General features: G+C 35.0%; 20 protein-coding genes, 1 tRNA gene and 1 pseudogene. 6 read left to right on the forward strand and 16 right to left on the reverse strand.

Going from position 1 to position 21,658, the window contains the following annotated elements:
• Window positions 1–19: 19 nt before the first annotated feature.
• From ICG50_RS04250 to ICG50_RS13190, 3 genes and pseudogenes are all read right to left on the reverse strand, one after another.
• Window positions 20–790, reverse strand: a complete 771-nt coding sequence (locus tag ICG50_RS04250) for a class I SAM-dependent methyltransferase (RefSeq protein ID WP_187659678.1) — start codon at window positions 788–790, stop codon at window positions 20–22.
• Window positions 790–1,608 carry a type I methionyl aminopeptidase gene (gene map / locus ICG50_RS04255; protein WP_187659679.1) on the reverse strand — a complete coding sequence of 273 codons (819 nt, stop codon included), beginning with the start codon at window positions 1,606–1,608 and terminating at the stop codon, window positions 790–792. Before map ends, ICG50_RS04250 begins: the two co-directional genes overlap by 1 nt.
• Before the next feature lie 216 nt (window positions 1,609–1,824).
• Window positions 1,825–1,926: pseudogene (locus tag ICG50_RS13190) on the reverse strand (hypothetical protein); the annotation flags it as partial.
• Window positions 1,927–2,369: 443 nt separating this feature from the next.
• On the opposite strand from ICG50_RS13190, the gene ICG50_RS04260 reads away from it, so the two are divergent.
• Complete coding sequence (locus ICG50_RS04260) at window positions 2,370–3,293, forward strand: LysR family transcriptional regulator (protein ID WP_187659680.1); 924 nt, start codon at window positions 2,370–2,372, stop codon at window positions 3,291–3,293.
• A 12-nt stretch (window positions 3,294–3,305) separates the two neighbouring features.
• Here ICG50_RS04260 and ICG50_RS04265 read toward each other — a convergent pair whose 3' ends face one another.
• The 9 genes from ICG50_RS04265 to ICG50_RS04305 form a co-directional block, all read right to left on the reverse strand.
• A complete protein-coding gene (locus tag ICG50_RS04265; protein WP_187659681.1) occupies window positions 3,306–4,691 on the reverse strand; it encodes a TolC family protein in 1,386 nt (461 codons plus the stop codon).
• Complete coding sequence (locus ICG50_RS04270; RefSeq protein ID WP_187659682.1) at window positions 4,691–6,037, reverse strand: HlyD family secretion protein; 1,347 nt, start codon at window positions 6,035–6,037, stop codon at window positions 4,691–4,693. The genes ICG50_RS04265 and ICG50_RS04270 overlap by 1 nt, the downstream gene beginning before the upstream one ends.
• 2 nt (window positions 6,038–6,039) lie before the next feature.
• On the reverse strand, window positions 6,040–7,707 hold the full coding sequence (locus ICG50_RS04275; protein ID WP_187659683.1) for a peptidase domain-containing ABC transporter: 1,668 nt from the start codon (window positions 7,705–7,707) through the stop codon (window positions 6,040–6,042).
• 2 nt (window positions 7,708–7,709) lie between these two features.
• Entirely contained in the window at window positions 7,710–8,384 is a 675-nt protein-coding gene (locus tag ICG50_RS04280; protein ID WP_187659684.1) for a TetR/AcrR family transcriptional regulator, read from the reverse strand.
• A 3-nt stretch (window positions 8,385–8,387) separates the two neighbouring features.
• Window positions 8,388–9,101 carry a DUF2490 domain-containing protein gene (locus ICG50_RS04285; RefSeq protein ID WP_187659685.1) on the reverse strand — a complete coding sequence of 238 codons (714 nt, stop codon included), beginning with the start codon at window positions 9,099–9,101 and terminating at the stop codon, window positions 8,388–8,390.
• Window positions 9,101–9,811, reverse strand: coding sequence for a TerC family protein (locus ICG50_RS04290; RefSeq protein ID WP_187659686.1), 711 nt, complete (start codon window positions 9,809–9,811; stop codon window positions 9,101–9,103). The genes ICG50_RS04285 and ICG50_RS04290 overlap by 1 nt, the downstream gene beginning before the upstream one ends.
• A gap of 1 nt (window position 9,812) precedes the next feature.
• Window positions 9,813–10,457, reverse strand: coding sequence for a leucine-rich repeat domain-containing protein (locus ICG50_RS04295; protein WP_187659687.1), 645 nt, complete (start codon window positions 10,455–10,457; stop codon window positions 9,813–9,815).
• A 149-nt stretch (window positions 10,458–10,606) separates the two neighbouring features.
• Window positions 10,607–11,392 (reverse strand): DUF2490 domain-containing protein, encoded by a 786-nt coding sequence (locus ICG50_RS04300; protein WP_187659688.1) that lies wholly within the window; start codon window positions 11,390–11,392, stop codon window positions 10,607–10,609.
• 44 nt (window positions 11,393–11,436) lie between these two features.
• Window positions 11,437–12,102, reverse strand: coding sequence for a hypothetical protein (locus tag ICG50_RS04305; protein ID WP_187659689.1), 666 nt, complete (start codon window positions 12,100–12,102; stop codon window positions 11,437–11,439).
• 195 nt (window positions 12,103–12,297) lie between these two features.
• Here ICG50_RS04305 and ICG50_RS04310 point away from each other — a divergent pair, with 195 nt between their 5' ends.
• Window positions 12,298–13,566 (forward strand): acetyl-CoA hydrolase/transferase family protein, encoded by a 1,269-nt coding sequence (locus tag ICG50_RS04310; protein ID WP_187659690.1) that lies wholly within the window; start codon window positions 12,298–12,300, stop codon window positions 13,564–13,566.
• A 26-nt stretch (window positions 13,567–13,592) separates the two neighbouring features.
• On the opposite strand, the gene gpmI is transcribed toward ICG50_RS04310, so the two are convergent.
• Window positions 13,593–15,119: a 2,3-bisphosphoglycerate-independent phosphoglycerate mutase gene (gpmI, locus tag ICG50_RS04315; RefSeq protein ID WP_187659691.1), complete on the reverse strand. Its 1,527-nt coding sequence runs from the start codon at window positions 15,117–15,119 to the stop codon at window positions 13,593–13,595.
• 45 nt (window positions 15,120–15,164) lie between these two features.
• On the reverse strand, window positions 15,165–17,621 hold the full coding sequence (locus ICG50_RS04320) for a DUF5916 domain-containing protein (protein ID WP_187659692.1): 2,457 nt from the start codon (window positions 17,619–17,621) through the stop codon (window positions 15,165–15,167).
• A 192-nt stretch (window positions 17,622–17,813) separates the two neighbouring features.
• On the opposite strand from ICG50_RS04320, the gene ICG50_RS04325 reads away from it, so the two are divergent.
• Window positions 17,814–18,521, forward strand: a complete 708-nt coding sequence (locus ICG50_RS04325) for a murein L,D-transpeptidase catalytic domain family protein (RefSeq protein ID WP_187659693.1) — start codon at window positions 17,814–17,816, stop codon at window positions 18,519–18,521.
• On the opposite strand, the gene ICG50_RS04330 is transcribed toward ICG50_RS04325, so the two are convergent.
• The gene (locus ICG50_RS04330) at window positions 18,516–18,953 is read right to left on the reverse strand and encodes a GNAT family N-acetyltransferase (protein WP_187659694.1); all 438 of its coding nucleotides are present in this window, start codon (window positions 18,951–18,953) and stop codon (window positions 18,516–18,518) included. The two genes, ICG50_RS04325 and ICG50_RS04330, sit on opposite strands and share 6 nt — an antisense overlap.
• Before the next feature lie 161 nt (window positions 18,954–19,114).
• Between ICG50_RS04330 and ICG50_RS04335 the strand changes: the two genes are divergently transcribed.
• A tRNA-Gly gene (locus ICG50_RS04335) sits at window positions 19,115–19,187 on the forward strand.
• Window positions 19,188–19,330: 143 nt separating this feature from the next.
• Here ICG50_RS04335 and pepE read toward each other — a convergent pair.
• Window positions 19,331–20,041 (reverse strand): dipeptidase PepE, encoded by a 711-nt coding sequence (gene pepE / locus ICG50_RS04340; protein ID WP_187659695.1) that lies wholly within the window; start codon window positions 20,039–20,041, stop codon window positions 19,331–19,333.
• A 316-nt stretch (window positions 20,042–20,357) separates the two neighbouring features.
• On the opposite strand from pepE, the gene ICG50_RS04345 reads away from it, so the two are divergent.
• Both ICG50_RS04345 and ICG50_RS04350 read left to right on the forward strand, forming a co-directional pair.
• On the forward strand, window positions 20,358–21,119 hold the full coding sequence (locus tag ICG50_RS04345; protein WP_187659696.1) for a hypothetical protein: 762 nt from the start codon (window positions 20,358–20,360) through the stop codon (window positions 21,117–21,119).
• 1 nt (window position 21,120) lies between these two features.
• Entirely contained in the window at window positions 21,121–21,627 is a 507-nt protein-coding gene (locus tag ICG50_RS04350; protein WP_187659697.1) for a DUF6702 family protein, read from the forward strand.
• Window positions 21,628–21,658: the final 31 nt, after the last annotated feature.

Genomic DNA, 21,658 nt, shown 5'->3' on the forward strand with positions numbered 1-21,658 from the left:
AATTGTGCCAGAAAAAGAATTATTTAAAACAAACCGGAATAATTTCGCCTTTAGCTAAACAATACTTCTCGACTAATTCTGGTGAAATTTTATTGGTATAATCTTCTTCAACTACTGTAAAGCCGATGCTTCTCAACTTATCGAAATAATCTCTGCCATACACTCGAACGTGGTCATATTGGCCAAAGATTTTAGCTCGTTCTTTTTGGTCTACAATACTATCATCAGAAAAAGTAGTAGCTCTAGATAAGTCTTGAGGGATTTGGAATATTCCCATGCCACCCGGTTTTAAAACTCGGAATAATTCGTGCATCGCTTTGGTGTCATTCGGTATGTGTTCTAAAACGTGGTTGCAAAGAATAAGGTCATATGCGTTGTCTTCAAACGGTAAATTACAAATGTCTGCTTTCACGTCGGCCAAGGGCGAAAGTAAATCGGTTGTAGTATAATCGATGTTCGTTTGCTTCTTGAAACGTTTGTAGAATTCTTGTTCAGGGGCAAAGTGCAATACTTTTTTCTTTTTTGTAGCCGTAAAAAAATCGGTTTCATTTTGCAAATACAACCAAAGTAAACGGTGTCTTTCTAGTGAAAGCGTACTCGGCGACAATACATTATTTCTTTGATTTCCGTATCCGTATGGTAAAAACATGCGGAAACTTTTTCCGTCAATCGGATCTGTGAATCGACTTCCTTTTAGCATAAAAGCCAAGATAGGTCGAACCACAATACTTAAACGAATCAGTATAGGTCTTGGAATGGTATTTAGGATGAATTTGAATATTTTTTTCATTATAGTACTAAAGGCAATTTACGGAATTCATCTTCTTCATTACTTTCAATTCCTAAAGCTTTATAGATATAAGCAAAAGTTGAGAGTAATTCCGGTTTCCCGTCAATTAGGGCTACGTCATGTTCAAAATGAGCACTTGGTTTTCCATCTGCCGTTAAGATTGTCCAACCGTCTTTGAGTTGTTTTATATTTTTGGTTCCCATGTTAATCATAGGTTCGATGGCTACTACCATTCCTTCTACGAATAATTTTCCGCGACCGCGTTTGCCATAATTCGGCATTTCCGGCTCTTCGTGCATTTTTTGGCCTAAACCATGTCCGACCAACTCTCGAACTACGCCATACCCATGGGCTTCAGTATATTTTTGTATCGCGTTTCCAACATCTTCCACACGGTTTCCTATTTTAAACTCTCGGATTCCAACGTACAGACTTTCTTTGGTTACTTGCAATAATTTTTTTACTTCAGGCGCAACTTCACCAATTTCAAAAGAATAGGCGTGATCTCCGTAAAATCCGTTTTTCAATGCGCCACAATCTACCGAAATCACATCGCCTTCTTGTAAAGGTATATTATTTGGAATTCCATGTACGACTTGTGCATTCGGACTCATGCAAAGCGAATTTGGGAATCCATACATACCCAAAAATCCGGGTTCAGCACCATGATCTCTGATGAAGGCTTCCGCCAATTTGTCTAAATATAAAGTAGTAACTCCGGGTTTGATTTCGGAGGCTATCATACCTAAAGTTTTCGAAACGATTAACGCACTTTCACGCATCAATTCTATTTCTTCTCTTGTTTTTTGGATAATCATATGCTATAATATCAGTTTGCAAAAGTAATTATTTTAGCTATACTTACTCAGGATTGGCCATGATTTTAATCCGTGTAACGTTTGATTTTAATAATCAATTTTCAAAGGGTTACTTTGATTAATAAGAAGTATCCAAATTATTTATCTGAGTTCGATTATAACATAGAATTTAAACATAGTTCTTGGAACCTAGTTTCTGTATTGATTTAATATCCTTTAAGTAGGCTTATCGTCGTCATTATCTGTAAATAATGAAAGATGACCACCAAACGACCCTTGACTAGCGATAACCAAATCACAATGAGCATTTTCCAAAGCAAGGAAGCATTTTTTTTAAGGGTCGAATGGGTATCATCTTTATTGGGTATTTCTACGGAAAAGTTCTCAAGATATCCGTATCAAATTCTTCTGAAAAAAAGCAAGAAGCGAAATTGCTTCATAGGTTGTAAAAACACCATCGATTAACTTGATTTCTTTTTTTATTTATATTCTATTACAACTTTAAATTTGTTTTTTTTAGTTGCCACAAAGTGACAATTATAGTTAAACCCACTAAGGCAAATGATAAAATATTTTCGGGCAATATCAGAGTAAGAATAAGCGCTCCTGACAGCAAAAGCAGTAGCATAGATAATATTGTTTTATCGTTTGTCATCCTGATAATTTTCCTTTAGCAAATATTTTATTGTACTTGACAAAATTCCGAATAACATTCCATATATTTTTATTTATATTTGTTATGATATACATAAATATAACATATGAATTACACCTTACATCAGCTACAGGTATTCTTAAAAATTACCCAAACAAAAAGCATCACAAAAGCTGCTGAACAACTTCATTTGACTCAGCCGGCGGTATCCATACAACTTAGAAATCTTCAAGACCAATTTGAAATCCCTTTGACCGAGGTGGTAGGCAGGCAATTGTATATTACCGATTTTGGGAAGGAAATTGCTTTAGCCGCTGAGAACATTGTAAACGAAGTGTATAATATCAATTACAAGACTTTGGCTTTTAAAGGAATATTGACAGGGAAATTGAAGATTTCTGTGGTCTCAACCGGAAAATATGTGATGCCTTATTTCTTATCTGATTTCACCAATTCGAATACGGGAATCGAATTGGAGATGGATGTAACCAATAAATTAAAAGTAATTAAGGCGCTAAGAAATAACGAAGTTGATTTTGCCTTAGTATCCACGCTGCCATCCGCTATGGCAGTGGATTCAGAAGTTTTGTTAACCAATAAGCTGTTTTTAGTTTCCAATCAAAATAACCCGCTAATTAATCCTAAAAAAACAAAGGAATACCTAACCGAAAGTTCATTGATCTATCGTGAAGAAGGGTCGGCTACTCGAATAGCTATGGAAAACTATTTGAGTAATCACGGTATTCAAGCGAAAATGAAATTACAACTAACTTCTAATGAGGCTGTAAAACAGGCGGTCATTGCGGGTTTAGGACTTTCCATCATGCCGCTAATAGGTTTAAAGAACGAACTTGAAAATGGGTCTATTAAAATAGTGCCTTCAAAGGGACTTCCTGTAGTAACAAATTGGACATTAATTTGGTTGAAAGGGAAAAAAATGAGTCCGGCTGCAAGTGCCTACCTGGATTTTATAAAAAGAGAAAAGGAAAGAATTAAAAATTTAAATTTTTCTTGGATAGATTCGATTTAATCTTTTAAAATATTACTCAGGATTGGCCATAATTTTAAACAACGTGGCGTTAGAATCTAAAAAGCGATTCTCTAATTGTAATTTTGAAAGTTGGGCGGCAACCAAATTATTTTCGCGCGAATTGATTAAAAAAATGGAGCTTTCACCAAAAGAGAAAAGACGTTCTTCAGAGGTTAACATCGTGCTGTAATCGTTAACTAAACTTTCGATTAACTGTTGCTGTCTTTCCAAAGAAGCTATTTCGGTTTGTTGTGCTTTAATTTTGTTTTTCAACTGAACTCGTTCCAAATCCAAGTCGAATTTGGCATCTTGTAATTTAAATTTAGCCAATTGTAAGCTACCGCGTTCTTTTCTCAAAAAAACTGGGAATGAAAAATTTAAACCCACTTTGTAATCCTGAAATCGGTAATTGTCAATATAACTCGGTTCGGATAAATAGGAGTAACCTAAATTAATTTGGGGCAAAAGCATGTTTGCTTTTAATTTTCGTTCCACTTCAAGCATTTCAATTTTATTTTCAAGAGCATTGATTTTAGGATGGTTTTCTAATGATGGATTTTCCAACATCAAATCGTTGGTTTGCAAAGTTTCTTTGATGGTCGCCGACAAATTTTCTTCCGGAATCATATCATCTTGTAATTCAAGAGGTACGTTATTTTCCAACCAAAGAAAGTTCGCCAACTCCAATTGGGCTTTTGCCAATTTTAATTGGGCTTCTTCCAAACTCAATTTTCGGTTTCTAACGATGATTCCGGCTTCAACACTGTCAATCGCAGGTTTGTCTCCTTGTTCGATTGATTTTGTAATGCCATTGTAACGCACTTCTGCATTGGTTAAATAATTTTGATATAACGTAACTTCGTTAAAATTTCGCTTCCAATTAAAATAAGCCACCGAAGCATCATACAAAACCGAAACCGCCATTAAATTACGTTCGGCCTGACTCAGTTTGATTTGAATTTTAGCTTTGCGCAAATCGGCCATACGTTGGTTGATAAACAAGCCTTGTCCTAACGGAATTGAAATACCCAATGAAGTCAATCCTTGATTTGGTACTGTATTTTCGGGATTCAGATAAATACCATCGTTATTGTCAAAACCGGCTTTGATTTCTATGCCGTACCAGGTTGGGATTTTAAAACTGCTGTTCAGTATCGAATAATATTCGTTGTCTTTGAATTTTTTTTGTTCAAAATCGACTTCAATTTTAGGGTCAAAACCACCACGGGCCATCATTAAATTGGCTTGTGCCTGATTGAGTTCCAAGTTGGCACTTTTAACCAACGGATGGTATTTTTTGACATAGCCTAAAAACTCATTATAAGTGAGTTCTTTGGTAGCATTTTGACTCCAAACTGTAAATCCGAAAAATAAAAAACCTAGTAGTATCGATTTCATTACTTTTTATCTTTTTGAATATTATTTTTCGGTTGGTAATAATTAGGAGGAAAACCATTAAGTGTTCGCCATATTTCAAACCAAACAGGAACATTGTCGAGCAGTGCCAAGGTTTGTGCACCGGAACCGATGCTGACTTGTTTTGGCCATGGTATATCAGTTTCATCAGGTGCGATTAAAACTCGGAATTTTCCGTTATCGCTGATGAAGTTTTCTATGGCTACAATCTTTCCGCCAAAAGTACCGTAAGACATATTAGGCCAACCCGAAAAAACGATGGTAGGCCAACCGTCGAACCAAATTCTCACTTTTTCACCTTTGTGCAATAAGGGTAAATCTGTAGGTGTTACAAAGGTTTCTACTGCAATATCATATTTCGCGGGCATAATACTAACGATTTGTGTGCCTTCTTTAATTGTTTCACCAATACCCGATTGCAAAGCTCTGTTAACATATCCGCTTTGTGGCGCTTTGATGTAATACATACCGTTTCGAATTTGGTAGTTGGCGTATTGGTTTTGGAGTTTGTTGACTTGGGCTTCAGTGTCATATTGACTGCTAAGTGCTGTAAATTGATCGCTTCTGGTTTTTTGCTCTTTTTCATTATACTCGGCAATAAGGCGATTGATTTCTACTTTAGCGTTAATCAATTCATTTTCACTGACCAAGAATTTGTTTTCCTGAGTGATGATTTTGGCTTCAGTTTCTTGTAATTTCAATCGTTTTTCTTCCACATCAGTCATGGGTTTTAATCCTTCTTTGTTTAACGCCACCGAACGATTGAATTGCGTAGTTGCGATTTTAACTTGGGTTCTCACGGCAACTAAATCCATGCTGTCACTTTTGACTTTTAATCTGGCTTGTTTGATTTTATTTTGTGCTTGTTGCAATTTTAATTGACGCTCACTTTGAATGGCTGCAATTTGGGCTTCGAGCGAAGTTACTTTTCCGCCATAAGATATTCCGGCTTGTTCTTTGGCTTTGAGTTGGCTTTGAGTATTTTTAACCAAATTAGGGTCAAGGTAATCTTCTTTGGTTTCCGAAATAAAAAGAATAGTATCCCCTTTTTGCACAAAATCACCTTCTTTGACGTACCATTTTTCAATTCTTCCCGCGATAGCAGAATGAATGGTTTGTGGTCTTTGGTCTGGTTTTAAAGTGGTTACGGCTCCGGTTCCGGAGATGTTTTGTGTCCAAGGTAAAAACAAGATTAGCAAACCCAATAGTGAAACGCCTATTATGATTTTGTTTAAAATTTTATAGTACGGTCGATTGCTAAGCGTTTTAAACGTACTGTAATTTTCCAAGCTTTCGCCAATTCGGTTGTTGTTTGAAATGTTAAGCATCGTTATTGTTTTTTAGTGTCTCTAATGATTTTTCCATCGCTCATCGTAATTTTTCTTGAGCATTTTTCTTTCCAATAATCGTTTTTAGAAGAAACGATTAGCGTCCATTTGTTGTCATTAGAAGTAATGAAGTCTATTACTTCTTTTGCGGCATCATTGTCCATTTTGTCTAAAGCATCTTCGTAGAATAAAATTTTTGGTCGGTTGATAATACTCCGAGCCAAAAGTACTTTCTGTGCATTGGACGATGACAATTGTTTGCCCTCAGGATAAATTTTGGTATCTAAACCTTTGGGTAATGACTTGATAAAATCACCCAAGTTTACACTTTCGATGGCCCATTTCAAATCTTCTTGAGAAATCAATGGATTGTTAAAAGTGATGTTCTCCAAAATTGTACCTTCAAAAGGTGTTTCGCCAATAATAATGGTGCTGATTTGTGAGCGGTATTGTTCCAAATCAATTTTTCGATAAGTATCATCATTGATGTAAAACGAACCCGAAGTGGGTTGCAACAATCCGGAAAGAATTCGAATTAGCGTTGTTTTGCCCGAACCATTTAACCCTTCCAAATATATTTTTTCAGATTGTTCGATGGTCAGATTGATTTTTTCCAACACAAAATCAGCAGCGTCAGGAAATTTATAACTTAAGTTTTCAGCGGCCAAATGGATATTGGTGTAGCAATAATCGGCCTCTTTTGGATTCGTTTCTTCTACTTCTAAGTCGGTTATTTGTCCTATTTTTTCCACAGCGGTTAATACGTCATAAAGGGTTTCCAACCCAATTACGATTTTTTCCACCGAATTTATAACCAATAAAATGATAATTTCTGCTGCTACGAATTGACCAATATTCATCTTTTGGTTCAAAACCAAATAGCCACCAATCAATAATAATCCGGCGGTAATTATGATTTTGAAGACAATCAATTGGGTAAATTGTCTTTTGATAATTCCAAAATGTTTTTCGCGATATGTTAAGTACTCTGAAACCAAACGGTCATTTTTAGTTAAAGCAAAATCGAAGTTGGATGTTTTTTTAAAACTGAAATTGTTTCTGGCAATTTCTTGCAACCAACTCACCACTTTATACTTGTATTTAGACTCTTTCATGCTGCTGGATAATCCGGAATTATACGAAAAGCGGAAAATAACATAAAGTAAAATAACGAGAAAAAAACCAAAGAAAATAAAGAACGGATGGTATAGCGACAGCAAGAGGATTCCGAAAATAATTTGTAATAAGGCTGACGAAAAGTCAATCAGTAGTTTAGAAGCGCCTTTTTGAATGGTCAAAGTGTCAAAAAAACGGTTGGCCAATTCGGGAGGATATTGGTTGTGCAGGACATCGGTCTTAATTTTTGGCAATCGGAAACCAAATTCAAACGAGGAACGGATGAATATTTTTTGTTGTAAATTTTCTGTTATTCGCAATTGCATTAGGGACAAGATTCCTACTAAAGCCACGCCCGCAATAACGATAAATACTAAAACTATCCAGGAAATGCTAACTCTTCCGGATTGAATCAGATTGATAATCGCCTGTATGCCCAAGGGAAGCGACAAACTTACCAATCCTGCGAATATGGCATAAAAAAACACTTGTGAAATGTCCTTTCGGTCGAGTTTCAGGAGGTTGAATAATCTTTGAGAAGCTGATAGTGCCATAATTATTTGCTTAAAGTTTTTTGGGCCAAATCAATGTAAAATTGGGTTGGCGAATTGTTTTCATTGCAATCGGTAATAGTTTTCAAATGATCTTTTAAAAAATGTTGGTGTAAGGAGCCTTCAACAATTGATGACGCTAGGCTTTTTGCATAACTGTAATCGGGATTTACTTCTTGAATGATGTCGATGATTCGGTTAATCACTCTTTTGTAGACCAAAAAGAAGCCTTCTTTGTTTTCTTCATCTACCTCTTTGGTTAGCAGTGTTTTGGTAAATTCAGCGATGATAATTTTATTTAAAACAGCTTCGTTGATATGAAGTGTAGATGAATCGTCTTGTATTTTTTCGGTGACTATGGTAATTGCTCTTTTGAGTTTGTCCATCGGGTCTACAATATTGGTGGTATAAATAGCCAAACGGCATTCCATCCAACCCCAATACCAAGAGCACAAATAAACCAATAGTTTATGCTTACTTTCAAAATAGCGGTAGATTGAACTTTCATTAGACCCAATTCTTTCGCCAAGTTTTTTAAAGGTGAAAACTTCAAAACCTATTTCTTCAATCAAGATAATACTCTCTTGAATAATTTTTTTTCCAAGCGTTGAAGTCTCCGGATCTTTAACGTAGATTTTTTCGTTTACTTGAATTTTTAATGTTAAGAATAAATTGTTCATTTTTTAGTCATTTGTTGTTGGATGAAAGTCAACATTCTCTTTTTTCTTTTTTAAATCGAAGTTGTAAAGTAATGCGATGTTAAAAAAATCACGTCCAGTCTCATCATTAATTTTGTAATCAAACTGGTGAATGTATCCGGTTTGAACTGCTATGTTTTCTGAAAACTCATATCCACCTCCAATGAAGAGTCTGTTTCTTTCGAAAAAGGGTTCGTTATCTGTAAAAAAAATTTCATTCCAAACAGATAAATAAAATGTTTTTGGGGTTATTTTTTTTCCTTGCAACGGAATAACAGCTGATAATCTGTATCTAAAACGATTCCGATAACCATTTGAAGTAAAGCGCTGCTCAGCTCTATAACGATGTTCAAATGTAATATAATCAAATGGGTTTTTTAAATTAGCCTGAACCCAAGTTCTAATTTCATCGTTTTGCATAGGGGATACGAAATTTCCGCCTTCAGTGTAGGTATTATAATCTCCAAATCCTGTTGTTACAGAAAAGTTCGGTTTAATTTTATAGGTCAAGCCCGTTTTAATTTCATAATAATGAAAATCATCATAAAAGGATAAACTTCTTATTTGTCCTTCCGTGAAAACACTCCATTTAGAATTTACTTTCATGGTTACACTCAAAATATTCCATGAACCAAGGTCGTTTTGAGCCATTGTTTTACTTCCAAAAATCAGCAATAATGCAAGTTTGATTTTTTTCATTATCCGTTTTTAGTTGTTGTATTTACTTTGACGGTTTTCATTTGGATAACATCTACTAAAAAGGCAAATGCCATAGAAAAATAAATATATCCTTTTGGAATTTCAAAATGGAAACCTTCGGCAAGCAAAGAAACGCCAATCATTAGTAAGAAGCATAATGCTAATATTTTGAATGAAGGGTGTTTCGAAATAAATTCGCTTATGGGTTTTGAAGCAACAAGCATTATTATTACAGTAACAATCACTGCTGCATACATTACCCATAATTCATTCACCATTCCAACTGCTGTGATAATGGAGTCGATAGAGAAAACTAAATCTAAAATGATTACTTCACCAAGTAATTTTCTGAAACTGCCTTTTTTAGGGAGTGCTGACTCATGTGAATTCGCAATTTCGGTCTTATGATAGATTTCTTTAGTGCTCTTGTAAATTAAAAATAATCCTCCAATAATTAATATTAATCCTTTTCCTGTAAAGTCAACATCAGCAAACGTAAACAAGGTTTTGTCTAGTTTTAAAATCCAAGAAATCAGGGCTAATAAGCTTAATCTCATGATCATTGCCAGTCCAATTCCCCAGTATCTTAGTTTGTTTCTTTGGTTTTCGGGTAGTTTATCAGCTAATATGGATATAAAAATGATATTGTCTATTCCGAGGATTACTTCCAGTGCAATTAAGGACAATAAAGGGATTAATGCTTCTGTCATTTTATTTTAAATTAATTTTAAATCCGAAATTTACGTTGTTTAGTTCCGGAATGTTAGGGTTAATGTTATTGTCTTTTAAATCTAAATATTGTAAATATTCTAAAGACATGACCTGTTTGGGTAATTCTATAAATTTGTTATTATTTAAGTATAATAATTCTAAATTTTTTAGCTTTTCTATTTTGTTGGGCAGTGCCTTTAAATTATTATTCTCAAGGTGTAATTCTCTTAAACTGGTCATACTAGAAATGATGTCCATGTTTTGCTTTAAGTCAAACTCTTTTTCATCGTTTAGATATAAAACTTCTAATTTTGACAACCCTTTTAATGTATTGGGTAATGTTTTGAAATTGTTACCACTTAAATCCAATATTTTTAATTTGGTCAATTTGGCAATCCCTTCCGGAATTGAAGTTAAGTGATCATTCTTTAAACTAAGGTATTCCAAGTTGATGAATACTTCCCAATTAATATCTTTTAAAAGTACAGTTTGATTGCTTAAATCAAGACTAATTACTTTTTCAGTATTTTGTAAAGCTTCAGTTAAGTTAGAAAACTTATTTGAATTGGGTACATTTTCAATTTGAGCGAAAAGGATAGCATTGCAGAACAAAAGACTTAGTGCTGTTATAAGGATATGTTTCATCATAGTTAGATTTAAACTTTAGATTGCAAAGATAATAGTAATACTATTAAAAATGAAATTTTAACTTTTATTTTAATATTGTTTCCAAACTGCTTAAAGTAAAATTTTGATCAGATTGTTTTTTTTGAATTTAGTAGCTACGGCTAATATTAATGGGTTAATTGGTTTTTTTTTGACAAATCAAAATTAAAGTGGGTATTGATGATAAAACCGTTGTTATTTTGAAATACATTTCTATTGTCTACTTCTCTACCCAATTGTAGTGTTTGGTTAAAATATCCGGCTTCAACTCTAATTGTATTGCTGAATTTATAACCAAAAAGAATTCCAAATCGGTTTTGATCAAATACATTTTCATTTACATTTTCACCAAAACCAAGCATAATTTCATCATAAATTGCCAGATATGGAGTTTTGTTTTCTATGGATTGTCCTTTTAGAGGAATTTGCATTCTAAACATATATCGAAAACGATGTGATAATGGAAACTCATCTTCTTTTGATAAACCAGAATTAGAATATCTACCAACCCATCTTTGTTCCAACATAAATCGATGTGAAAAGTCAACAATTGACACTTTATCGTTTAAAGTTACCATTTGAAATGCTCTATGTTCTGTAAATTCTTTTCCAAAACCATTGATTGAAATCTCACCATATGGATAGGTTTCTATCCAGGCATAACCCAGTCTTAATTGGACTTTCGGGCTTAATTGATAATTTATACCTAAACGCAATAAACCTTGTTGTTTATCGGTAATATAGTTATCTCTTCGCAACTGATATTCTGTATGGATGCTGTATCTTTTATCCAATTTTAAAGTTCCGAAATAATTGTACCAACCAATATTGTTGTAATTATTTATCCTAGTGTTTTGACCTATTAATGAGTAATTAATAAAGCCAAATGCAATAAACAGATAGGTGTATTTCATAAAAAAAAATTATGGGTTGACTTTTAAATCAACCCAAGTTTATATTATTTAGTTGGGGAGTATGGTAGTGACGATTTATGAACAATTATTCGAAGTTTTCCATCTTTTCCCTTTTTGAAAACCCATGTTTTATCGACCATTATTTCTTTACCCGTTTTATCAGTAACCCAAACATTTCCCATCGTAATCGCTATCGATCCATAAATTTGTATGCCTTCATTTTTTTCGCCTGTATTATCATAGCGCGCTTTTACCCATGGTGTAAGTGCAAATCCTTTGTCGTTTGGATAATTTGGATCGCCACCAATAAAATAAGCCAAGGCTCCATTTTTATCATTTCTAAAAGTTTGATCGCCATAAGCTAAAGTAGGTTTGAAAAAAACTTTTCCATGGTCATAGTTATAGGCGTCTGAAAGCACTTGTTCAGCGAAAGTTTTATAATCGCCACCTTCTTCTTTTAATTGGCCAATTTTCACTAAAGCATCACACCAGGCTTGTTGAGCGGCGTTTACTTCGTCGTAGGTAATAATTGTTTGTGCACCTTCTTCAACATAAACTAATCCAAGTTCATCAATTACTTTTTGAACTTCCTGATTGGTTTGAGAGACTATTTTGTTGGTCTCTTCTTCAATTTTTTGAGAAGCTTGATTACATGAAGTTAATAAAGTTGTTGTTACAACTAAACCTAAAATTAATTTTTTTGCAGTCATAGTGATTTTTTTAATTGCCTACTTTTTTTACAGTGTTCAGCTTGTCTGTTTTTAATAATGATATATGCAAAGATAATAGTAATACTATTAAAATAGAAACTTTAACTTTTAATTATAATTATTTACCATTTTCCTCATGAGAAATGTCATATTTTTATAAGGCATTCCGAATTAATTTTGACCAAAATTTTAGATATGAGCAAATATGTTACGGCTGCAGAAGCAGTGAAAGTTGTAAAATCAAACGATAGGGTTTATGTCCAAGCGGCTGCAGCGACCCCCACCATTTTAACCAAAGCACTGGCCGACAGAGCTACAGAACTTCGCAATGTTGAGGTTTGTCATTTGCATACCGAAGGTCCGGCACCTTATGCTAATATTGAATTAGCGGATAGTTTTCATGTGAATTCTTTTTTCATCGGAGCTAATGTTCGACATACGTTAACTGCTGGAAATGGTTCATACACCCCCGTTTTTTTAAGCGAATTGCCACACCTGTTTCGCAAAAAAGTATTAGTAATTGATGTTGCATTTATTCATGTTTCGCCACCGGATAAGCACGGATATTGTTCGCTCGGTGTTTCGGTTGAAGCAACGGTAGCGGCTATCGAAAATGCTAAAATTGTTATTGCCCAAGTCAATCCGCAAATGCCAAGAACTTTTGGGGATGGGATTCTTCATATTTCTGAAATAGATTATTTAGTAGAAGTAAACGAATCTATTTTTGGCCATGCACCAACGCCTTTTTCCAAAGAAGAAGAAAAAATAGGCGAGTATGTGGCTTCTTTAATTGAAAACCGAAGTACTTTGCAAATGGGCATAGGTTCAATACCTAACGCAGCTTTAAGTAAATTAAAAAATCACAAAGATTTAGGTTTACACACCGAAATGTTCTCTGATGGCGTAATTGATTTGATAGAAAGCGATGTCATCAATTGCAATTATAAAGGCACCTTGCGCGGCAGAGTGCTTGCCACTTTCTTAATTGGTTCCAAACGATTGTATGACTTTGTTAACGACAATCCTTTTATAGAAATGAAAGAATCTTCCATGGTGAACGATACGGCTCGTATTCGTAAAAACCCAAAAATGGTAGCTATCAATTCTGCTATAGAAGTGGATGTTACCGGACAAGTATGTGCCGATTCTATTGGAGCCAAAATGTATTCCGGTGTTGGAGGTCAAATGGATTTTATTCGTGGCGCTTCCTTAAGCGAAGGCGGAAAAGCAATTATTGCTTTGCCATCCATAACAAAAAGAGGCGAAAGCAGAATTGTGCCTTATTTGAAACAAGGTGCCGGAGTAGTTTCAACCCGTTCCCACGTGCAATATATCATCACTGAAAACGGCATAGCCGATTTATATGGCAAAACCTTAAAACAACGCCTGAATGAAATGGTCAAAATTACACACCCAACCCATCAGGAAAGTATTGAAAGAAGTTATTATGAAATGTTGAAATAAAAAAAGCCCTAAACTGAGGGCTTTTTTTATAATCGCACTAAAAGTGATTTTCCGGTCATGACTTCGGGTTTTGGAATGCCCATCAGTTCTAAAATGGTTGGTGCTAAATCGCCCAAAACGCCATCGTGCACTCTAATTTGGTCTTTGTCAACCATAATAATCGGCACAGGATTGGTTGTGTGCGCAGTGTTTGGCGAACCGTCAGGGTTAATCATCGTTTCGCAATTGCCATGGTCGGCTATGATGATAGTGGTATAACCGTTGGCCAGAGCGGTTTCTACCACTTCTTTTACACAAGCATCTACAGCTTCACAAGCTTTTATCGCTGCTTCCATTACGCCGGTGTGGCCTACCATATCGCCATTGGCAAAATTCAAACAAACGAAATCAACTTCGCCTTTTTGCAATTCTGGAACTAATGCGTCTTTGAGTTCGTAAGCACTCATTTCCGGTTGTAAATCGTATGTGGCTACTTTAGGAGAGTTTCTTAAAATGCGAGTCTCGCCCTTAAAAGGCACTTCACGACCACCCGAAAAGAAGAAAGTTACATGAGGATATTTTTCGGTTTCAGCAATTCGAATCTGAGATTTTCCGGCTTTTTCCAATACTTCCCCTAAGGTTTCGGTAATGTTGTCTTTGTCGTAAATCACGTGTACATTTTCATAAGTATCATCGTAATTGGTCATCGTGACATAGTACAAATTGAGCTTATGCATATTGAATTCGTGGGAGTCTTTTTGCGAAAGTACTTCAGTTAATTCTCTTCCTCTATCAGTTCTGAAGTTAAAGAAAATCACCACGTCATCGTTTTGTATTGTTGCCAAAGGTTGGTTGTTAGAATCAACAGCAGTAAGCGGTTGGATAAACTCATCGGTTACATTTTCAGCATAGCTCTCGGCTATACTTTGAACCAAATTTGAGGTGTGTTTTCCGGTGCCGTTTACGAGTAAATCATAAGCCAATTTCACACGTTCCCATCGTTTGTCTCTGTCCATGGCATAATAACGACCAATAACGGATGCAATTTTTGCCGTTGTATTTTGAAGGTAATTTTCTAAATCTTGTAGGTAACCTTTACCCGACTTTGGGTCAACATCGCGTCCATCGGTAAAAGCGTGAACAAAGACTTTTTGTAATCCAAATACCTGTGAAGCATCAATTAATCCGCGTAAGTGAGATGTATGTGAATGCACGCCACCATCAGAGACCAATCCTAAGAAGTGAACTGCTTTGTTGTGGTCTTTGGCATATTGAAAAGCAGCCACTAGAGGTTTTTCTTGGGCCATAGTTTTATTGGCTACAGCCAAATTAATTTTAGCCAAATCTTGGTAAACAATTCTTCCGGCACCAAGGTTCATGTGGCCGACTTCGGAGTTCCCCATTTGACCTTCGGGTAAACCTACGTTTAAGCCGTCAGTTCTGAGTTGGGCATTAGGGTACTGTTTATATAAGCCGCTAATAAACGGAACATTGGCATTGTCAATAGCAGATACTTTTGGGTCGGGTGATTTGCCCCAACCGTCTAAAATCATTAGGATTACTTTCTTGTTCATAAGAATAATTTTGAACCACAAAGATAAGGCTAAATTTCTGTTTTTTTAGAAGCGCTCTCTCGTTTTGGGTTTGGTAAACGAATTGTAAAATCGGGAGTTTTTTACGGTGTTGTAATCAATAAAATATCGGATACTGATGGAGAAAACATGGTTTAAGTTTTCGCTGTTTAAAGCATCATTAATATTGTTTTCGTATTGGCGACTGAATTCGCGGCTAAAAAGAGCACTGTTGTTTCGGTACAAAACAGACACTTGACTACCAGGTGCAAACCACCAGGAATAGGTAAGGTCAAGATTCCATAAATTCAGGTTCGAATTTTTATTAGTGGTATAACTTGAATTATTTACATAGCTCCCGTCATCCATTAAAGTTAATATTTCATGATTGGTAGCATATGACCAATAATGGCGAACATTTAAATTAAAGTTCATCGTGTTATTGATGGAGTATTTTCCTTGAAGCGTATTAATGTAAGTAATTCTGTTTCTTCGAGCGAAAATGGTGTTGTCATCATCATCAAAATCAATCCAACCGACATTGTTGTTCTGTCGGGTAAACGTGAAGCCGTAGATTAGAGAAAAACGATCGTTGAATCGGTATCTTGGGCTAAATAAAAAACCATAGTTTCTTCTTCCTTTTTCATCAAAAATAGTAATTGTAGGATTGAAGTCAATGGCAAATTGGCGGTTGTAATTGGTTGAATATAAAAAGTAAGTTCTGACATTTCTTGGGATGTTTACAAAACGCTGTTCTCCTGTAGACCTTGGCTCATAAAAATCGGATACATCTAATGGATTGCTATAGATTCCGAAGCCATAAAAGTCATTTAGTTTGTCGAAGGCATTAAAGTAGAGATTTAAATTTCCGGCTTGAATTCTTCCGGTTCTGTTGTCAAATTCTGTGTAAGTATTCAAAAAAGCTTGAAAAGAATTAAATATTTTATTCGGATTTAAAGTTCTGTAATTCGAATTGATATAAAAACCGTGATAATGGGTCATAAAGTTGATGCCCAAATCATTGTTGTCAAAATCGGTTGAGGCATAAACACCACCAATACTATAGCGATAGTTACCACTGGTTTCTCCTAAGTTTAGATAGGCTGCAACTCCTTTTTTGTCTTCCTCATCGGTCCTATTATTGACATAGCTGTATTTAACATTTCCCGAAAGATTATACGTGTTTTTTTTGGTGTTCAAGTCCCAAACCAAAGCAGATACATTAGCATCTCTAAATTCGCCGTTTCGAGTCACGTTAGTGTTAATCAATGATATTGAGGAGTTTTGTCTGAAACGTTGGTCAAGAACGAAAACATTATAGTTGGCAAGAGGCGCGATATTTTGCAAACGTGTTTCACCGGTATCGTTATTTTTTACAATCACACTAGTGTTTTCTGTTACGGCATTTAAGACCCCAATACCCAAACCACTTTTAGTTCTGCCGGAAACTTTTAAAGCATTTATTAATCGAATGGAACCGGGTTGATCAATTATCGTTTCGTTATCGGCTACATTAATTTCGGGTGTTTCTCCAATTCTTCGTGTATACAGCAAACTTCCTTTGCTAAACAAATCAGTTCCTTCGGTAAAAAAAGGGCGGTTTTCACTGAATTGTTGTTCAAAAGCGGTTAGGTTTAATTCGACGTTGTCAAATTTGGTTTGGCCAAAATCAGGAATTAAAATCGCATCTAAAGTAAAAGCATCATTAATACCATATTTAATATCCATTCCTCCTTTGAATTCACCTACAGTTTTCTGAAATTTACTGGAATACAAATATTGCGAAGCATATGGAATTATAAATAATCGGGTAGGCGTTTCTATATTTTCAATTCCTTCTAAAATTCCGGCTTGTGTACTTTCATTAGCAATTTTTCTGTCTAACATGGACCAAGAAAATTGTTGTCTTAAGCGACGAACTTCTCGATAAAAATTGATTCCCCAAGTTTGTTTTTTCTCTGAGGGAAATCTCAGGGCAGCATATGGTATTTTCATTTCAACGCGCCAACCAAAATTGGTCACATCAACATGGCTGTCCCAAATGGCATCCCAAGAAAAGTCTTCGTCGTTGGATTCGGTGTAAACACCATCTTGTTGTACTCCCGCGGCACTTACAAAAAAGCGAAACTCTTGTTGTCCGTCATTGTAGCCATTGATTAATACACCAAAATGATCTGCGGTTGCGAAATCATCTCTTAATGTATATTCCTTTAGTATTTTTTGTGGTTCATCATCATGTAGTGTTGCAGCAATATAAATGGCGGTGTTGTCATAAACTATTTTTACCTCAGTTCGCCTTTCAGAAGGCTCCGGTTTTCCATTATCAGGTTCAATCATAACAAAATCAGTTGCTATCTCTGCATCTTTCCATGCTGGCTCATCAAACTTACCGTCAATCGTAATTTTGTTATCAGTAGATTTTGTTTTAACAGTTTTCTTTTGGCTAAAAACTAAGCAAGAAAATAGCAAAAAGCCATAAAGAAATAAGTGGGAAAACTTAGGCATTGATGATTTTGTTTGACGAACAAAAATAACTATTTAATTGGTATTTACAACCTTTAGTAAAATAAAAGCTATTGATTTATAAAGTATTATAAAAATTAAAATTAGCTTAATAAAAGTAAAATAATTTGGTTTTATATAATTATGAATATATATTTGTCAAACCCAAGTCTAACAGTAAACCTATAGCAGTCAATGAATTATAAATCACTCTCTTTATTGTTTTTTGTCTTGTTGATGTCTTTCAACAGTTTACCTGACAAATTAAACCCAATAACTACAATTCCTGAGAATACAGAGAAAACGGTTACAACCAATGTGACTTTGTACAGTCAAATAGACGCTAATTCTCATGCGTTACCTAGTTTTGAAAGTTTTAATCTTGCATTAGACGGATTCAATCATCTTAAAGAGAAAGGGCTGATTCAGAAAAATATACTGACGATTGTTGATTTTAGTTTGTCTTCTAATACCAAAAGACTATGGGTAATAGATTTAGATAAAAATATAGTATTGTTTCAAACTTTAGTAGCACACGGCAGAAATACGGGTGAAGAATTTGCCCAGGCCTTTTCTAATCAAGCCGAATCTTTTAAAAGTAGTGTTGGTTTTTATGCTACTGCTGAAATCTACAATGGTAAACACGGGATGTCTCTAAAATTAGACGGATTACAAAAAGGGTTGAACGATAAAGCCCGTGAAAGAGCTGTTGTCATGCATGGTGCGGATTATGTTTCAGAATCTTTCATTAAGCAAAACAAAAGATTAGGCAGAAGTTTAGGTTGCCCGGCTGTACCGGTTGAACTTAACCAAAAAATCATTAACGTGATTAAAGACAAATCTTGTTTGTTTATTTATCATCCTGCGGCCAAACAAGAAATTGTTTCCAAGTTAGCTTTATAGTTTTTTCCACATTACATAATGCAGACCAACATTCGGAATTTCAAATGAATTCCCTATGATTTGGTAGCCCATTTTTTGGTAAAAACCTACTGCATTAATACGAGCATTGAACCAAATTAAAGGTGTGTTTTGCGTTTTGAGTATCTTTTCGGAATGTTCCACCAATAATCGTCCGTATCCCTTTCCCTGATTGTTTTCCAAAACAGCCATGCCTCTGATTTGTGTTTGTTTCTTGTCCTCGAAAAGTGGATTGTTGTTTTCAAAAAGTGAAATGACACCTTTTATTTGATCATTTTCATGCAAACCAAAATGTGATGTGGTGTCTAAATCATCACCGTCAAAGTGACAACTTTCAATTTGTTTTCCTTTTCTGAGCACAGGATGACGTACAGTATAAGTTTCTTGGGCCGAAATTTTTCTAATAGTTATCATGGAAAATTTTATAACTAAATGGTTTTGTTTGTGTTATAAACGTCGAAATTTTTAAAGCATTTTTTTTTGAAAAAATTTGCATCAAAGCAAACTTATTCTATATATTTGCACTCGCAAACAAGTTCATAGAACACTTTATTTAAGTGACATGGACAAGTAATGCGGAAGTAGCTCAGTTGGTAGAGCTCCAGCCTTCCAAGCTGGTTGTCGCGAGTTCGAGCCTCGTCTTCCGCTCTTAAGTTAAAAACCTCTAATTAACGTTAGGGGTTTTTTTATGCAATTAGGCGAGAAGTTTATCCCGTTCCATCGGGAAGCCTCGTCTTCCGCTCTTAAATTTAAACCTCTAATTAACGTTATAATAATATCAAGGTTAAATTTTACATTTCTAAATAAGCCAAATCAGTTTCCGGAGCCAATTCTTCCGGAGTTTGATTTTGTTGAAACAATCTTGCGGTTAAACTTCCTTTTAAAATTATCTTTTCGCCGGCAACTTCCAGCCAACTTCCTTCACGCAATCCTAAAACCGGAGTTGTGTTGAACGCATGAAATTCTTTAATTCTCGTTTCACGGGTTTCGCCCATGTGCTTGCTATTCATATCCGGATCTAAATAATGCGGATTTAAATTAAAAGGAATCAGCCCCAAAGTTTTAAAACTCGGTGGATAAATAATCGGCATGTCATTAGTGGTTTGCATCGTCAATCCGGTAATATTGCTTCCGGCGCTTGTACCTAAATAAGGTGTGCCTTTTTTCAATGTTTCAGCTAAAATTTCCATGACGTTATTTTGATACAATTGGGTAACCAATAAAAAAGTATTGCCGCCACCGGTAAAAATACCTTGTGCTTTTTGAATAGCTTCTGTAGAATTCTCAAATTCATGCAAACCTTTTATCGCTTTATTAATTTTGGCGAAAGCCAGACCAACATTAGCGGTATAATCATCATGAGAAATTCCACCCGGACGTGCGTATGGTATGAAAAGAATTTCATTACAGTCTTTGAAATGATTTTCCAAAGCAGGCAACAAATAATCTAGATAACTTCCTCCGTGTACCGTTGATGTACTGGCAATAATTAGTTTTTTCATTTTTTAATTCATTTTATCCGACTGCCATTCGCAGTTCTGCACTTACTATCAAATCTCAAAAGTAATGTTTTTACTGATTTTATTTAACAAATAATTACCAAGACTTTGGCATTTATTTAGGAGAGCTCTGAGATATTTTTACCATATCTAAAGCATTAATGTTATTAGTTGGTTTAGTAAGTTCAATTTAAATTTTATAGAATACCCAATGTGAAATAGTAAATACTTTACATTAACTGACCTAAAAATACTTTAATCTATTGAAGGTTAAAGATAAATAGTTACTATTTTTGAGCAGTATTAAAAAGCAATCAAAATGAAGGTTCTGCTACCAATTTTACTTTTATTTATCCAAAACATCGGGTTTTCACAATCCACTGAATTGGTTTTTCTCAAAGGTAAAGTGGTTTGTGCCATTAAAGAACTCAACCAAATAAATGTTTTCAATCTCCGCTCCGAATCGTCAACCACGACCAATGAAACCGGTGATTATTCGATGTTTGTGAAAGTAGGTGACACACTTCGATTTAAAAGTTTGCAGATAGAAACCAAAGACATTGTAATTCAGGAAGCTGATTTAGCTAAAAAGCTTTTGGCTACTACACTTATTCCTAAAGTAATAGCCTTAGAAGAAGTGGAAATTAAAGAGTACAAAGATATTAATGCGGTTTCACTGGGAATTTTAGACAAACCCGCCAAAAAATATACTCCGGCAGAGAGAAGGTTAGCGGCTGCGGAGGAATTCCATTGGTATAGTCCGTTATTAATTCCGTTGGGCGGAATGAGTTTCGATGGTTTAATCAACTCAATTAACGGAAGAGCGGCTATGTTGAAGAAAGAACTCGAAGTGGAGAAAAAAGAACTGTTAATGACCAAAATTGAAAATCAATTCGAAACCAACTATTTTATCGAAAAATTAAAAATCCCGGAAGAGAACGTTAAAGGGTTTTTGTTTTATATAGTAGAAGATCCAAAAGTAATGGAATTGATAAATGCCAAAGATAAAGAGATGTCCAAGTTCAGAATGAGTGAATTGGCGACCAATTATCTCGCCTTACTAAAACCGGAGAAAGAATAAGATGAACCTGAAAAAATTGCTGAGACTATTCGTTTTGTCATTGATTTTTGTCGGACTAACTTCGGCGGATTCACATCGATTTTATGTGTCGATTTACCAAATTGATTTTGTGCCACAGAAAAAAAGGGTTGAAATCACCACCAGGATTTTTATGGATGACTTGAATGACGCTGTTACCAAAGCTTATAAAAAAAGCACCAACATCGGCACCGAAAAAGAAACACCGGAAGACGTTGTTTTACTAAAAAAATACCTTGCAGAAAACTTCAAACTTTCCATAAACGGAAAATCTAAAGCCTTCAATTATTTAAGTAACGAAGTCGAGAGCAATGTGGTGATTTGTTATTTAAGCATCAAAGAAGTGTCTAAAGTTGCATCGCTCGAGGTTGAAAATTCTATACTAACCGAAGTGCATTCCGAGCAACAAAATATTATTCAATTTAATAATAACGGTAAGAAACAAAACCTTTTATTGTCTTCAGCAATCACTAAAGGAATGTTAAAATAATTTTCGCCTTTATACTATAAAATAAATTTCT

The organism is Flavobacterium buctense (assembly GCF_014486695.1).
Lineage (GTDB): Bacteria > Bacteroidota > Bacteroidia > Flavobacteriales > Flavobacteriaceae > Flavobacterium > Flavobacterium buctense.

Coding starts and splice junctions, on each gene's coding strand:
- ICG50_RS04310 (WP_187659690.1), top strand. CDS start 12,298: ATGAGCAAATATGTTACGGCTGCAGAAGCAGTGAAAGTTGTAAAATCA.
- ICG50_RS04270 (WP_187659682.1), bottom strand. CDS start 6,037: ATGCTTAACATTTCAAACAACAACCGAATTGGCGAAAGCTTGGAAAAT.
- ICG50_RS04275 (WP_187659683.1), bottom strand. CDS start 7,707: ATGGCACTATCAGCTTCTCAAAGATTATTCAACCTCCTGAAACTCGAC.
- ICG50_RS04345 (WP_187659696.1), top strand. CDS start 20,358: ATGAAGGTTCTGCTACCAATTTTACTTTTATTTATCCAAAACATCGGG.
- ICG50_RS04265 (WP_187659681.1), bottom strand. CDS start 4,691: ATGAAATCGATACTACTAGGTTTTTTATTTTTCGGATTTACAGTTTGG.
- ICG50_RS04300 (WP_187659688.1), bottom strand. CDS start 11,392: ATGAAATACACCTATCTGTTTATTGCATTTGGCTTTATTAATTACTCA.
- ICG50_RS04305 (WP_187659689.1), bottom strand. CDS start 12,102: ATGACTGCAAAAAAATTAATTTTAGGTTTAGTTGTAACAACAACTTTA.
- ICG50_RS04290 (WP_187659686.1), bottom strand. CDS start 9,811: ATGACAGAAGCATTAATCCCTTTATTGTCCTTAATTGCACTGGAAGTA.
- ICG50_RS04350 (WP_187659697.1), top strand. CDS start 21,121: ATGAACCTGAAAAAATTGCTGAGACTATTCGTTTTGTCATTGATTTTT.
- ICG50_RS04330 (WP_187659694.1), bottom strand. CDS start 18,953: ATGATAACTATTAGAAAAATTTCGGCCCAAGAAACTTATACTGTACGT.
- ICG50_RS04250 (WP_187659678.1), bottom strand. CDS start 790: ATGAAAAAAATATTCAAATTCATCCTAAATACCATTCCAAGACCTATA.
- gpmI (WP_187659691.1), bottom strand. CDS start 15,119: ATGAACAAGAAAGTAATCCTAATGATTTTAGACGGTTGGGGCAAATCA.
- ICG50_RS04325 (WP_187659693.1), top strand. CDS start 17,814: ATGAATTATAAATCACTCTCTTTATTGTTTTTTGTCTTGTTGATGTCT.
- ICG50_RS04295 (WP_187659687.1), bottom strand. CDS start 10,457: ATGAAACATATCCTTATAACAGCACTAAGTCTTTTGTTCTGCAATGCT.
- ICG50_RS04280 (WP_187659684.1), bottom strand. CDS start 8,384: ATGAACAATTTATTCTTAACATTAAAAATTCAAGTAAACGAAAAAATC.
- ICG50_RS04320 (WP_187659692.1), bottom strand. CDS start 17,621: ATGCCTAAGTTTTCCCACTTATTTCTTTATGGCTTTTTGCTATTTTCT.
- pepE (WP_187659695.1), bottom strand. CDS start 20,041: ATGAAAAAACTAATTATTGCCAGTACATCAACGGTACACGGAGGAAGT.
- map (WP_187659679.1), bottom strand. CDS start 1,608: ATGATTATCCAAAAAACAAGAGAAGAAATAGAATTGATGCGTGAAAGT.
- ICG50_RS04285 (WP_187659685.1), bottom strand. CDS start 9,101: ATGAAAAAAATCAAACTTGCATTATTGCTGATTTTTGGAAGTAAAACA.
- ICG50_RS04260 (WP_187659680.1), top strand. CDS start 2,370: ATGAATTACACCTTACATCAGCTACAGGTATTCTTAAAAATTACCCAA.